This is a genomic window from Pseudomonas fitomaticsae, assembly GCF_021018765.1.
GTDB lineage: Bacteria > Pseudomonadota > Gammaproteobacteria > Pseudomonadales > Pseudomonadaceae > Aquipseudomonas > Aquipseudomonas fitomaticsae.
Window position 1 is genome coordinate 4,360,665 of the sequence record NZ_CP075567.1, and the last position, 13,989, is coordinate 4,374,653.

General features: G+C 58.1%; 8 protein-coding genes. 4 read left to right on the forward strand and 4 right to left on the reverse strand.

Annotated elements, in window-relative coordinates; genetic code table 11:
* Positions 1-195: 195 nt before the first annotated feature.
* The 4 genes from tssI to KJY40_RS19600 all read left to right on the forward strand — a co-directional run bounded on the left by tssI (position 196) and on the right by KJY40_RS19600 (position 8,785).
* Positions 196-2,688 carry a type VI secretion system Vgr family protein gene (gene tssI, locus KJY40_RS19585; protein WP_230731935.1) on the forward strand — a complete coding sequence of 831 codons (2,493 nt, stop codon included), beginning with the start codon at positions 196-198 and terminating at the stop codon, positions 2,686-2,688.
* Positions 2,685-6,089, forward strand: coding sequence for a hypothetical protein (locus KJY40_RS19590; protein ID WP_230731937.1), 3,405 nt, complete (start codon positions 2,685-2,687; stop codon positions 6,087-6,089). Before tssI ends, KJY40_RS19590 begins: the two co-directional genes overlap by 4 nt.
* Positions 6,089-7,426: a hypothetical protein gene (locus KJY40_RS19595; protein ID WP_230731939.1), complete on the forward strand. Its 1,338-nt coding sequence runs from the start codon at positions 6,089-6,091 to the stop codon at positions 7,424-7,426. Before KJY40_RS19590 ends, KJY40_RS19595 begins: the two co-directional genes overlap by 1 nt.
* 207 nt (positions 7,427-7,633) lie before the next feature.
* The gene (locus KJY40_RS19600) at positions 7,634-8,785 is read left to right on the forward strand and encodes an MFS transporter (RefSeq protein ID WP_085613177.1); all 1,152 of its coding nucleotides are present in this window, start codon (positions 7,634-7,636) and stop codon (positions 8,783-8,785) included.
* Between the two features lie 44 nt (positions 8,786-8,829).
* Here KJY40_RS19600 and KJY40_RS19605 read toward each other — a convergent pair whose 3' ends face one another.
* The 4 genes from KJY40_RS19605 to KJY40_RS19620 form a co-directional block, all read right to left on the reverse strand.
* Entirely contained in the window at positions 8,830-11,253 is a 2,424-nt protein-coding gene (locus KJY40_RS19605) for a TonB-dependent siderophore receptor (protein WP_230731941.1), read from the reverse strand.
* Between the two features lie 98 nt (positions 11,254-11,351).
* On the reverse strand, positions 11,352-12,335 hold the full coding sequence (locus KJY40_RS19610; protein ID WP_230731945.1) for a FecR family protein: 984 nt from the start codon (positions 12,333-12,335) through the stop codon (positions 11,352-11,354).
* A 40-nt stretch (positions 12,336-12,375) separates the two neighbouring features.
* Positions 12,376-12,876 carry a sigma-70 family RNA polymerase sigma factor gene (locus KJY40_RS19615; RefSeq protein WP_045121794.1) on the reverse strand — a complete coding sequence of 167 codons (501 nt, stop codon included), beginning with the start codon at positions 12,874-12,876 and terminating at the stop codon, positions 12,376-12,378.
* 137 nt (positions 12,877-13,013) lie between these two features.
* Positions 13,014-13,799 (reverse strand): hypothetical protein, encoded by a 786-nt coding sequence (locus tag KJY40_RS19620; RefSeq protein WP_230731946.1) that lies wholly within the window; start codon positions 13,797-13,799, stop codon positions 13,014-13,016.
* Positions 13,800-13,989 lie beyond the last annotated feature (190 nt).

A 13,989-nucleotide genomic window follows, 5' to 3' on the forward strand; every position in this document is an offset into this window, starting at 1 on the left:
TCAGCGAAAGTGATATCACTTCGCCAAGAAACATTTCGTAGCAACTTCAATAAGGCCATATGAACCGTGGCTTTCAGGGCATGTGCGCAACTTTTTGCGCAACTTTAAGCCTTTATGATCCGACTCGGTTCTGGATCAGGCTTTCGCCGAGGTTAGAACTTTCAGGAGATTCCGTTTCACCTCAAGGAGCGTCAAATGTTCAGTCCAGCCAACGAAACGCACTTCAGCCTCACCGTTGAAGACTACGTGGGCGACCTGCAAGTCCTGTCGTTCACCGGCACCGAAGGCATCAGCCAGCCGTTCCGTTTCGACCTGGAACTGGTCAGCGAAAACCCGGATCTGGACCTGGAAAAGCTTCTGCACAAACAGGCATTCCTCGCCCTCGATCCGCAGGGGTCGGGCATACACGGCCAGATCTACCGCGTCGCCCAGGGCGATGCCGGCAAGCGCCTGACCCGCTACAAAGTCTCGCTGGTGCCGCAGCTGCAATACCTGCATCACCGCACCAACCAGCGCATCTACCAGCAGATGTCGGCGCCGAAAATCATCGCGCTGATCCTCGACGAGCACGGCATCAAGGGCAACGCTTACAGCTTCCAGCTGAGCCAGCCATGCCCGGATCGCGACTACTGCGTGCAGTACGACGAAACCGACCTGCATTTCGTCCAGCGCCTGTGCGAAGAGGAAGGCATTCACTACCACTTCCAGCACAGCAAGAAAGGCCACCTGCTGGTGTTTGGCGATGACCAGACCGTGTTCCCGAACCTGGGCCAACCGACCGCCTATGTGCAGGGCAGCGGCATGGTCGCCGAAGAGCCGGTGATCAAAGGCTTCAAACTGCGCCTGGAAACCCGCACCAGCCGCACCACCCGCCGCGACTACGACTTCGAAAAACCGCGCCTGCAAATGGAGGCGGCGTACAAACCGGACGGCGCTCTCGATAGCAAAGACGCTGAACCGGATCTCGAAGACTACGACTACCCCGGCCGCTTCATCGACCGCGCGCGCGGCAAGTTCCTCAGCCAGCGCGCCCTCGAACGCCACCGCGCCGACTACCGCCAGGCCGAAGGTCGCGGCGACCAGACCAAACTCGTCAGCGGCCACTTCATGGAAATGTCCGACCACCCGCGCAGCGAGTGGAACGACCTGTGGCTGCTCACCGAAATCTTCCACGAAGGCAAACAGCCGCAAGTCCTCGAAGAGTCGGTGACCAGCGACACCACCGACAACAAGGACGACTTCCACCAGGGCTACCGCAACCGCTTCCTCGCCACCCCGTGGGACGTGTTCTACCGCCCGGCCCTCGAGCACCCGAAACCCCGTGTCCTCGGCAGCCAGACCGCCATGGTCACCGGCCCCAAAGGCGAAGAAATCCACTGCGACCAATACGGCCGCATCAAAGTGCAATTCCACTGGGACCGCGAAGGCCAGGCCGACGACAAAACCAGCTGCTGGCTGCGCGTCTCCAGCTCCTGGGCAGGCGACCGCTACGGCGCCATCTCCATCCCGCGCATCGGCATGGAAGTCCTCGTCACCTTCCTCGAAGGCGACCCCGACCAACCCCTCGTCACCGGCTGCCTGTACCACAAGGAAAACCCGGTGCCCTACGCCCTCCCGGCGAACAAAACCCGAACCGTCTTCAAAACCCTCAGCTCCCCGGGCGGCGGTGGCTACAACGAACTGCGCATCGAAGACAAAAAAGGCGCCGAACAAATCTTCATCCACGCCCAGCGCGACTGGGATGAAAACGTCGAACACGACCAGAAGATTCGCGTCGGCAATGAACGACACGACACCGTGGTGAAGAACACCTACACCGAGCTGAAGGCTGAAGAGCACCGCACCACGATTTCTGATCGCAAAGTGGAAGTGAAGGCCAGCGATCACCTGACGGTGAACCAGGACCAGCACATCAAACTCGGCACAGCTCAGTTGACCAGCGCTGGCAAGGAAATCCACCTCAAGGCCGGAGACAAAATGGTCATTGAGGCCGGCAGCGAACTGACCCTCCAGGCGGGCGGCAGCTTCATCAAACTCGATGGCGGCGGCATTACGGTGGTCGGGCCGGTGGTGAAAATCAACGCCGGTGGCTCGGCGGGAACAGGTTCCGGGATTGCGATCCTGATGCCGCTGTTGCCGATTCCCGCACCGTCAGCCAAGGCCGGCAATCTCATGGCGCCCGCGCAACCGGGCCAACGCCTGCCGGTGCCACCGGTCGAACCGACCAAACTGAGCTTCGATATTCGCCTGGCCGACCGCCCTGGCGAAGGCGCCTTTGCGCTGGCGAACACGCCGTGGCGAATCATCAGGATGAGCGAGCCGAGCTGGAAAAAACTCGGTCGTGTTCCGGAAAGCGATGTGATTGCCCAAGGCGAAACCGATGACACGGGCCGTGTCACTCTGTCAGACGCCGCTCAGAAAAAGCTCTCCCTTGAGTATCCGCAAAACCCGGAAATGTTCTGGTTGGTGTACCCCGGCCAGTGCGTGGCCCTGAAGGCCCACACCGACAATGGCTGGAGCGACGAACAACGGGAACTGCTGGCGCTGGCGAGCATGGACTTCAGCAGCGAACCCCACGCCGCGCCTCATCACCCGCAAGCCGGTACCGACAAAAACAGTGCATTGGAAAACCTGTCCCTGGCGGACGGCCTCGCACTCTTCGACAAGTTAAAAGGATTCAAGGCATGAGCAACCTGAATGGCGTTCAGCCTAAACAATTGAACCAGTTGAACTCGAAAGACGGCGAAGCCTACACCGCGACGTCTGCGCCGGGCTGGTTCATCAAAGGCAATGGCAAATTCGGGGAAGCCTTTTCACCTGAGCGTTCGGGGAACCAGGTCAAGTTCTTCACCACCGGTAGCGATTACTTCAAAGACGTTGCCAATGCGATAAAAAATGCCAAGAAATCAATCTTCATTTCCGGCTGGCAGATCAACTACGAAGTGCGACTGGAAGGTGAAGTCCGCCTCTGGGACTGTTTGAATCATGCATTGCGCAAAGCGGGCGAAACACCCGACATTTATCTCATGCCCTGGCTGTCGCCCAAGGCAGCCGTCGATACCGGTGACCTGGAGACCATGGTGGCCGCCTTCGTTTTGAACGCCGGTCTGCCAAAGAAAAAAGTCTGGTGCCTGCCGGCGATCCAACAAAGTGACATGGGCACCTTGGGACTGTTCTTTTCTCATCACCAGAAAATGGTGGTGATCGACAACGAAATTGCCTACGTCGGCGGGATCGATCTGGCTTACGGTCGCCGAGATGACAACAACTTTCGCCTGGCTGCAAACGGCAGAACCGCGAACGAGTTTTACAACCCGTGCATCCCGCCACTCACGGAAATCGAGGCACACAAACAATACCCTTACATGACCACCGTCGAACTGATCGGCGCCGCGTTGATGGAAGGCGATGCGCTGAGCAAAGGCCAGCGCGCGTTTGCCTGGGCCATGGACAACAAGATGTTCAACGTCCTGCGCCAGGCAAAGAAAGACACGGGCGAGTGGTTCGCAGACAAGGGCAAGGATGGTTTGCGCTTGCTCGGGGCAGGCGCGGCGTACTCCACTGGCGGGGTGATCTACATTGCCGAATTCCTTCAGAAACAGATGACCGGTGACAACCTGGAGGACTGGAAAAAGAGCCTGCGCCAATGGAAAACGTCGCTCGATGGCGCTGTCAGCACCATGGATCAGGAAGTCCAGACGCTGCAAAAGACCGACAGCGCCCTGACCGAACTGCGCCAGGAAGCGAAATCCATCAGCACGGCCATCGGCGTGGCGCTGGATAAACCGGAACAGGCCTCGGCGATTCAGCAACGGGTCGAGAACTGGCTGGTGCGCGCGCAACAGAAAATCCCGGCAGTGACCTCCGTCACTCAACCGGGTCGCGCCAAACTGCAAACGCAGGTCAACCGGCTCAAGGGCGAGGTGCAAGCCTGGCAGCAAAGCGTCGCGCCAAAGGCCGATCAACTTCAAAAGGACCTGTCCGTCTGGGCCACCCAGATCATCAAGTCCGGGGGCCAACTCACAGAAAAGCTGTTGAACGAAGGCAGCGAGCTGACCAGTCTGTGGATCCAGCAAACGGGGCTCGGAGCCTTTTACGCCTGGATCAACAACACGCCCTCCCCGATCCTAACTGCGAAGGCAATCGATGAGTTCGAGAAGATCTCCACTCCTTTCATCCTCTACCTGCATTCAGTTCTCGACCGCTTGAGCACTGACCAGGTGGGCAAACCCTATTCGTTCCTGGCGGATCCCGCGACCCGCTTGCTGCCACCCGGCGGGATGATGCTCAACAGCGAAAAACAACCGCGCATGCCCTGGCATGACGTGCACATGCGCCTGGAGGGCAGCTCTGTTTATGACCTGTCGCGCAACTTCATCGACCGGTGGAACAGCTTGCAGGCACGCTTCGACGGCAAGGTGCAAAAGATGCCAGGCGTGCTGACAGGCCTGCTGAAGTTTGCCCACAAGAACCTGGAACCGATTCCGTTCAAGGCGCACTACCTTGCGCAGCCTGAGCGTGTGGCGCCCAAGGGAGGCATGAACATACAGGTGTTACGCAGTGCTCCGCTTCGCATGCAAAACGAAGAACGCCAGGGCGCTACCAAAGCAGGACATGGCCTCACAACGTCCTCACCTTCAGGCGTTCAGGCCAATTGCATGCAAGCCATGCTTCAGGCCATCTCTGGCGCCCAGCATTTTATCTACATCGAAAACCAGTTCTTCCAAAGTGAATACGGTGCAGACAGTGCTGACATTGCAGCAGTCACGGCCGGGCCTATGCAAAGCCTGATGAAAATTGAAGGATTACCCGGCTACGACCTGTACAAAGAGCGATTGCGGTTGGGAGATATAAAGAGCGATCCGAAAAAACTGGCCAACGTGAACTACTTCGAACTCGCAAAAATGATTCGAAATAAAGAAGCGGAGACATTCACCCAAGGGATGTTACAAGTGCTGGGCAACCAGTCCACCGTCGAAACCCTCAAAGGTATGCAGACACCACAAAACGCAATAAAGAACACCCTTTGCGAAGCTCTTGCTGATCGTATCGAGCGGGCCATCGAAATGGGCGAGGACTTCCACGTTTATATGGTCCTTCCCGTTCATCCGGAGGGACCATTGAATGCGCTGAACCTGATGTCGCAAGTACACCTGACCATGCAAAGCATTTCGCTGGGTGATAAGAGTCTGATCAAGCGTATCCAGCGAGCGATGGCTATCAAGGCTCAAATGGACAGAGGCAAGACAGAAGCCCAGGCTGTGGCCGGCATCGAGTTTGTCAAAGGCACCGGGCCTAGAAAAGTATTTGAAGACGAAAACTGGAGTCGCTACCTGACTTTGTTGAATCTCCGCTCCTGGGAGAAGCTCAATGGTCAACCGGTGACTGAACAGATTTATATCCACAGCAAATTGCTGATCGCCGACGACCGGATCGCCATTCTCGGTAGCGCTAACATAAACGATCGGAGTCAGATGGGAGACCGCGACTCCGAGTTGGCGGTTATCGTGGCAGGATCAACGTCCCTTCCAACTTCGATCAATGGCCGATCGCAGTATCCGGTATGCCCTCAAATCAAACAGTTGCGAACCGACTTGTGGCGGAAAATTTTTGCACTGGATGCACAGCCACGGGAAGATTCAATCAAACCCGCCAGTGATCTGGAAAAAGTCATCGAGAAGCCTGCTGCGCCCTCGACCTGGCAGGCTATCCAGCAGCAAGCCATTGAAAATGCCCAAGCCTATGAACAAGCCTTCCTGCACATCCCTCGCAATAACGCATCAATATGGCCACAATGGGGTCAGGTTAAAGTAGCGCCTCCCTCATCAACTGCAACCACTGGCGAGGGTTCAAGCAACGCCATGCCTTTTGAAAAAGAATTCTGGAAAAAACCCATGGTCGGCCAGCATCCAACCACCATCCGTGGATTCATTACAGCGCTTCCGATCTCCTGGACAAAGTACGAAAACAACAACTCCGGATTCAACCTTACGATTCTGGCTAAAATCGAACCCATGCGCGACAGGACGGAACCGTCCCAGCGCTATGCCGTATTGGCGCAAGATACTCAGAACAAGGAAAGAACCTGATGCGCCAACTGCCCCTGATACTGGCACTTCTGACGCCGATAGAGGTTTGGGCAAACTCACCGCTTGCAGAAAAGCTCCCTCCACAAACTGCAGCTCCTGCCCAATGGCATACCGAATGCCTCGGACGTACACAGTTCGAAGTACCGGGAGATATTGAATGGCACGTCGCGGGTGGGCATTGGAACTATCCGGAATTTGGTATTTATTCGCCCAATATCGATCCCAGCGACAAACAACTGAGTTACGGCAACAGCCCTTTAAATAAAAATGGCTACCTCTTTGATATTGAAGTCAGTCCAGTGACGACGCTGGATATATTTCAGCAATTCAAGAATCGCCATAGTCCTGATATCGAAGGAGCGCAATCACGCGTCATCGAAAAAAAGATAGATTCCCTAAAGCAAAAACTGACTTGGGAACTGGAGCAGAGTAACCCGGAAAAATTCAACACATTGAAATCAGAGCGCCATGCACTGGAAGAAGCACGAGTACGATTGAGCAAACTTCATTCAGAAATCGTTCTACTCAATGATCTTATCGATGACTTTAAAAAAAATGGGCGTCCCACCGAGAAGCTCAGGGCAGAACTTCAAGGCTATAAAAAAGAACTCTCGACTTATGCGACTGACTCACAGTATGAGCAGGAACGTTACATCGACTGGGATATAGCCGACGCCCAGATTACCTGGACGCCCGGAAAACTGACTGCGTTACTATGGCGCAATGAGCGAATTTATCGCTTCACGCTTAACGCCAAAAACTCAGACGACAACACCCAACAGGCATTGGAAACCATCACACCAAAAGCCCGTGAAGTTCTAAGAAACTTTCGCCCGCGTCAGCAATTCGAGGTTCCTTTAGAGTCAGGATTCTGCCTGCCTTTCGGTTTTATCAGCGACAACGGCACCGAAAATTACGCCATAACACTGGCATGGCACCCCATAAAGAACCCAAGTCTTCTTTACAGTCTGAACTTGAGTAACAACATTGATAAATCCCTCAAGCTTTTGCCTTTATTAACCTCCGCGATGTTCACCAACCCGTTTCCGAATTCGGTGGAACTGAATCGTTTTGGTCCGGAATCTACCAAAATAGGGACTATCGACGGAGTTATCGGAGGGTCTCGCTATCGAGGGGTCGATCCGGATACTGGCAAGCGCGAGACCACGGAACGTTTTACCCTCACCGCCGGACATACAAACACTGAGAACAGACCTGAGCTGGTGCTGAAAGTCGAAAGCTTCGCCAATGGTCAACCACTGGGCTTTGAAGACGTAAAAGAACAACTCTTGCGCACACTGAAAAGCGTACGCCCACTACCTGGGATTACCCAATAGTGTGCATGTCACTCAAGGATGCCAAGACAAGCTCCCAGGTTGTGGAGAGTTTCCCTTTTTGACCAAAGTCCCTTGCCTGCATGGGACTACCCTCCCTCAAACCGAGTAAAACCACCCGCATCAGGAACTCAAGGTCGCGGCCCATGGACTGATGTGCAACGATGTTGCCCTGCATCACGCCATTGACCGCAAGACCAAGGACGTTTCATGACCGCCATCAACACCCCGCCGCCCCTCGCCCCCGGACGTCTGCAACAGATGTCCACGCGCATCGCTTTCTTCATTGCCGGGCTCGGCATTGCCGCGTGGGCGCCGCTGGTGCCCTACGCCAAGGCGCGGGCCGGGCTCGATGAAGGCACGTTGGGGTTGCTGTTGCTGTGCCTGGGTGTTGGTTCGATTCTGGCGATGCCGCTGGCGGGGATTCTGGCCACGCGGTTTGGCTGCCGGAAGGTGGCCACCGGCGGCACGTTGCTGATCTGCGCGGCGTTGCCGTTGCTGGCGACGGTGTCGTCGATTCCGGCGTTGATCGCCACGTTGTTCATGTTCGGTGCCGGCCTGGGTACGGTGGATTCGACGGTGAATCTGCAAGCGGTGATCGTCGAGCGGGCCAGCGGCAAGAACATGATGTCGGGGTTTCACGGCCTGTTCAGCCTCGGCGGGATCGTCGGCGCGGCGGGTGTGAGCGCCCTGCTCGGCCTCGGGTTGTCGCCACTGGCGGCGATGCTGGTGGTGGTCGTGGTGTTGATCGCGGCGCTGTTCAAGGCGGTGCCGCACATGTTGCCTTACGGCAGTGAAAGCTCGGGCCCGGCGTTCGCGGTGCCCCACGGGATTGTGCTGTTCATCGGCGGGATGTGCTTCATCGTGTTCCTCACCGAAGGCGCGGCGCTGGACTGGAGCGCGGTGTTCCTGGCGCAGGAACGCGGGATCGACACCGCCTATGCCGGGCTGGGTTACGCAGCGTTCGCGTTGACCATGACGGCAGGCCGGCTGACCGGTGACCGGATCGTCCGGGCACTGGGTGCGACCCGGATCATTCTGTTTGGCGGTCTGCTGGCGGCGGCGGGATTGTTTCTGGCGACCTTCGCCCCGAGCTGGCAAGCCGCGCTATTGGGCTATGCGCTGGTCGGCGCAGGCTGTTCGAACATCGTGCCGGTGCTATACACGGCGGTGGGCAAACAGACGGTGATGCCGGAAAGCATCGCCGTGCCGGCAATCACCACACTGGGTTATGCAGGGATTCTCGCAGGGCCGGCGGTGATCGGGTTTGTCGCCCACGCCAGCAGTCTGAGTTTTGCCTTCGGGTTGATGGCGACGTTGCTGGTGGCGGTGGCGATTGGCGGGAAAGCGCTGAAGGTCTGAGCTGGATCGTTCCCACGTCGAGACGCGGGAACGATCAGTGCAGATCAGAAACCGACGCTGGCCTGCACGAAGAACGTCCGTGGCGTGCCCACGTAGATCCCCGAGTTGTTGTCGCTGGAGCGGGTGAAGTACTGCTTGTCGAAGATGTTTTTCACCCCGGCGCCGAGCTTCAGGTTGGAGAGCTGCGAACCGAAGTCATAGCCGCCGCGCACGTTCCAGGTCACGTAGCCCGGAATGTCGCCGTACTGCCCGTCCGCCGTACCTTCGGTGATGTAGTTGCCATTGAAGCTGCCATCGGCATTTACGCCGGTCCCCGGCGAGCGCTGTTTGGACTGGGCAAAACCGTCGATGTTGTAGGTCCAGCGGTTGATGTCGTAACGCAGGCCGACGGTCGCCACCTGACGCGAGTAGAACGGCAGGTCACGGCCCTTGAAGCCCGGGATCTCGCCTTCATAGGTCGCGCGGGTGTAGGTGAAACCGGCGTTGGCGGTCAGACCATCGAGACGCGGATCAAGCGCCGCCATGTCGTAGTGCACCGACGCTTCGATACCCTGGTGCTTGGTCGCGCCGAGGTTGGTCCAGCCCACGTCGTTGCTGATGTATTGCAGTTCGTCATCGAAGTCGATGTAGAACAGCGTCACTTCCCCGCCCCACACGTCATCGTTGTAGCGCGTACCGATCTCGTAGGTCTTGGCTTTCTCCGGCTCCAGGCCATTGGCGGTCTGGTCACCCGAGCCGCCCTGACCGAGCTGGAAGTACTGCAGGCTTCCGAACGACGTCTCGTAGTTGGCGAACAGTTTCCACGCATCGGACAAGTGATACATCACGCTCAGGGCCGGCAGCGGCTCGTTGCTTTCGATGCTGCGGTTTTTCTCCGGCACGCGTTTGCCGGCGGTGTCGAGCACGGCGCGATCATGCCAGTCGGTGCTGATGTGCTCGAAGCGAATGCCCGGGGTCACGGTCCAGTTGCCGACGTCGATCTTGTTGTCGATGTAGACCGAGTTGGCCTCGGTGCCGCCGGTGCGGTCCTGGAACACGTGACCGTCGGAGGTCTTGGTGACCACCGGCTCATTGTTGACCAGTGCGAGACGGCTCGATTGCTCGTGCATCGCTTCTTTCAGGTAGCGATAACCGACGCTGACTTCCTGGGTGGTCGGGCCTACGTCAAACACGCGCGAGACACGCGGTTCGATGCCCAGCGTGTAGTAGGAACGCGGGAACGAGCTGAGGGTTTTCTGATCGCGGGCGGCGATGGTGCTGCCACGGAAACTGTCGGAATAGTAAGTCAGCACTTCCGCCTGGGTACGCTCGTCGATCTGCCGGATCCACTTGAACGACACATCCTTGCGGCGGCCGCTGAAGCCGTCGTAGTCGCGGTCGGACTGGAACGGTTTATCGTCGTACTGCTTCTGCGTCAGGCCGCCGGGCATGTCGGCGCTGGCGTCGTAGTAGTGGAAGTTGAGGCTGAAATCGTCCTGCTCGGTCGGCGCCCAGTGGGTCTTGAGGATCACGTCGTCGATGTCGTTGCCGTTGTTGCGCTCACGGTAACCGTTGCCGTTGACGCCCGAGTACAACAGCGCCATGCCGATGCCGTTGTCGGCGGTGCCGCCGAGGAATGCGGTGTCGATGTGTTTCCAGCCACCGTGCTGCGAGGTTTCCAGAGTCGTGCCGATTTCACCGGTGGTTTTTTCCGGGATCGCGCGGGTCACGAAGTTGATCACGCCGCCGACGTTCTGCGGCCCGTAACGCACGGAGCCGGCACCACGAACCACGTCGATACTGTCGAGGTTGCCGGAAGAGATCGGGGCCATGGACAGTTGCGGCTGACCGTACGGGGCGAACGCGGCCGGCACGCCATCAATCAATACGGTGGAGCGTGGCGACAGGCGCGACGTCAAACCTCGCACGCCGACGTTCAGCGATATGTCGCTGCCGCCGGTGCCGTTGGCTTCCTGCACCTGCACGCCCGGCACGCGGCGCAGTACGTCGCCGACGTTCATCGCGCCCTGCTCGACCATCGCTTCGCGGCGGATCACGGTGCGCGCGCCGGGATGGTTCTGCACCACGGCGGCGTTGGCGTCGCCGAGCCAGTCGCCGACCACTTTGATGTCGGTCACGCCCAATTCCAGCGGGCCATTGGCGGCGGAAGTCGGCGCTGGGGACAAGGTCACCGAGCCTTCATTGATCTGATAATCCAGACCGCTGCCTTGCAGCAATTGGCGCAGGGCCTGCTCCGGAGAAAGATTGCCGTCCACCGCCGGCGCCTGTTTGCCGGCGACCAGGTCCGGGCTGAAAAACACCTGCAACGAGGTTTGCTGGCCCAGTTCGCTCAGGGCCTGACCCAACGGCTGTGCGCGGATATGAATGGCTTCGGCGGCGAAGGCCATCGGCACGGCGGCGTTGACCGCCAGCGCAAGCGCCAGCGGCAACCAAGGGGATTTTTTGTTTTTGGCGGTGGAGTTTTTCACGTCGAACGGAGTCCTGTGGATCGCAAGAGTGTGCGGCTGTTAATGCAAACCAGTTGCAGTTGAACAGGAAGACGACGAACTCGAAAAAAACCTGAATGCTATTTTGAAATTATTTCCTGGCTGCCGTCGGCAAGGGTGCGCACGGCCACCGGAAGGATGCTCGGCAAGGCCTTGAGCAAGGCGTCGGTGTTGTCGGATTTGAACACGCTGGTCAGGCGCAGATTGGCCACGGCGGGGTTGACGACCTTCAGCGGCTTGTCGCGATAGCGCGACACTTCCTCGGCGACTTCGCTGAGGCTGGCGTTGTTGAACACCAGTTTGCCGCTACGCCAGGCCGTCAGTTCCGCCGGGTTGACCGCGTAGGCTGGCGCCACTTTGCCCTGGGCATCGATCCGCGTGCCGAGGCCGGCAGTGAGGCTGATGAAATCGGCATCGGCCGCATCACGCCCCTGCACCTTGACCGTGCCCTGCTCCACCGCGACCCGGGTCTGCGTCACGTCGCGGCGCACATCGAAGCGGGTGCCGGTCACCGTGACCTTGCCGCTGCCAGCCTCGACCACGAACGGGCGGGAAGTGTCGTGCTCGACGCTGAACATCGCTTCGCCTTCGGTCAACTCGATGAGCCGCCGATCCTTTTCGAAACGCACCTGCAAACGGCTGCGGCTGTTGAGGTCGATCACTGAACCGTCCGGCAGCGCGACATGCTTGCGCTCGCCGAGGGCGGTGGCGAATTCGGCGCTGTAACCCGCCGGGTGATTCAAGCCGCTGAACAGCCCGAGCCCAAGTGCCACCGCAACCACGCTGGCCGCCACGGCATAACGCAACAGCGGACGGCGTTCGCGCCGCGCCGGCGGGGTTTCGCACAAAGCTTTAAGCCGTGGCGCCGGCAGCAGATCCGCCGCTGTCCACAAGCCTTGCAGCAACTGGAATTCGTCACGGTGCTGCGGATGTTCGTTCAACCACGCGTCGAAGCGCTGCTGTTCGTCGGCACTGACGGCCGGCTCCTGCAAACGCACAAACCAGCGTGCCGCGTCATCGCGCACCGTTGTTTGCCCGCACGCGCAATCACGAGTATCCATCATGGAATGTCCTGTTTGGCTGGGGATGAAAAGACGCCACGGCTCATGATTGCGCCCCGTCCAGGCGATCACGCAGATGCCGCAGGGTGCGGATCATATACTTTTCCACCATGTTCTTGGACAGGCCCAGGCGTTCGGCGATTTCTGCCTGGGTCAGGCCTTCGATCTTCTGCCAGACGAAAATCCGCCGACAGTTGACCGGCAGCTCCGTGAGCGCACGTTCGATGGAATCGGCCAGCTGGATCGCATGCATGTAATGCTCCGGATCGCCGGTCGGCGACTCACTGAGATCGATCGCCTCCGACTCCATGGCGCCCCGCCGGTCCTCACGCCGATAGCCGTCCACCGCGATGTTGCGCGCGGTCTGATGCAGATACGCCCGGGGTTGCTGCACCGCCGACGAATCGGATTCGAGCACCCGCACAAAGGTGTCGTGCGCCAGATCCTCGGCCTGCGAGCGATTGCGCAGGCGACGGGTCCAGGTGCCGATCAACTCTTCGTAATGCTCGAGAAAGCCGGGTCTGCGGGGCAGCATGGGGATCATTGCGGCGTGCTGAGGAAAGGGGCGTGAATAGTAATGCTTCCTATTAAGCGGAAGCAATTCATTCATGGATTCGGCGACGAATTCCCCTTTCACAGCAAAATCCAGCCCGCATGTACTCAAAATTCATGCAGTACGGATTACATTTTCACGAGATCGACCGCGCTTCGGAACTCAAGCATCAATTGCTTGAATGCAAAGACTGAATAACCGATCAGTCCCCCCAATATTGCCAACGTAACTTTTGTCTCGACGGGAATAATCTTCAGTTCGGGAAAGACCAGAGACGCGCAGACGATAAACAGGCAAAGGCCACCTACGACTACAGAGACAATCGTCATGACAAAATATAGCCAGAACGCCGCTGGAGTGAGCCGAGAACGTAACTCAAACCAGTTGCCATCGGCTTTAACCAGTGCCATCCCTCTGATGAATCGATCCATGGCACGCCCCGGATTACCCCGATTGGTGCCCAACACGTTGCGAATCTGTTGTGGATCAGCATTCACCGGTCCCCAGGCCCTCTCAAACTCCAACTGCAAATCCGCGTCGTTGAAGTTTGCAAACGTTGTGCGCAATGCACGTTGCAATTGGACTTGCCCCTTGGCTTTGACAACGTTCAGGCGATTAGCCTTGGTTGAATGGGGTTGCCACCATTCGAACAGTGTCATACCTACGCCAACCATAATCAGCACGACGCCCAAGGCACGAGAATAACCAAAGTCGTCCGGTACGGTCGGCAAAGGTGCCAAGCCACGGAGCGACTGAATCGTTTGGGCCAGCATCGCCAGGAAGTCGAGTGCTCCGGGTGCCCAGAGCAACATCCCCAGCATCACGAATTTGCTACTGGGCTTGCCGATGATCCAACTGATGAGCTGCTTGGCAATAGCCAACAACTCCTGCGACCAGTCATTCCTTGAACTCATGTACGCAACTCCTTAGGGAATATTCGCTTTCAGGCATCTTTATCGATCTGAGTGCCGGTTTCTTTAACGTTCAGCAAAACGGTGGTCCGGGACACCTGATAATGCGTAATCCTGCTCCCGAAGCGGCATATCAGTCACTGATTTGGATGACTGATATGACGCTATCGCGAGCAGGCTCGCTCTCAAAGGG

Excerpts from the sequence above, each read along its gene's own strand:
- KJY40_RS19610 (WP_230731945.1), bottom strand. The coding sequence starts at position 12,335 with ATGATGGATACTCGTGATTGCGCGTGCGGGCAAACAACGGTGCGCGAT.
- KJY40_RS19615 (WP_045121794.1), bottom strand. The coding sequence starts at position 12,876 with ATGATCCCCATGCTGCCCCGCAGACCCGGCTTTCTCGAGCATTACGAA.
- tssI (WP_230731935.1), top strand. The coding sequence starts at position 196 with ATGTTCAGTCCAGCCAACGAAACGCACTTCAGCCTCACCGTTGAAGAC.
- KJY40_RS19595 (WP_230731939.1), top strand. The coding sequence starts at position 6,089 with ATGCGCCAACTGCCCCTGATACTGGCACTTCTGACGCCGATAGAGGTT.
- KJY40_RS19590 (WP_230731937.1), top strand. The coding sequence starts at position 2,685 with ATGAGCAACCTGAATGGCGTTCAGCCTAAACAATTGAACCAGTTGAAC.
- KJY40_RS19620 (WP_230731946.1), bottom strand. The coding sequence starts at position 13,799 with ATGAGTTCAAGGAATGACTGGTCGCAGGAGTTGTTGGCTATTGCCAAG.
- KJY40_RS19600 (WP_085613177.1), top strand. The coding sequence starts at position 7,634 with ATGACCGCCATCAACACCCCGCCGCCCCTCGCCCCCGGACGTCTGCAA.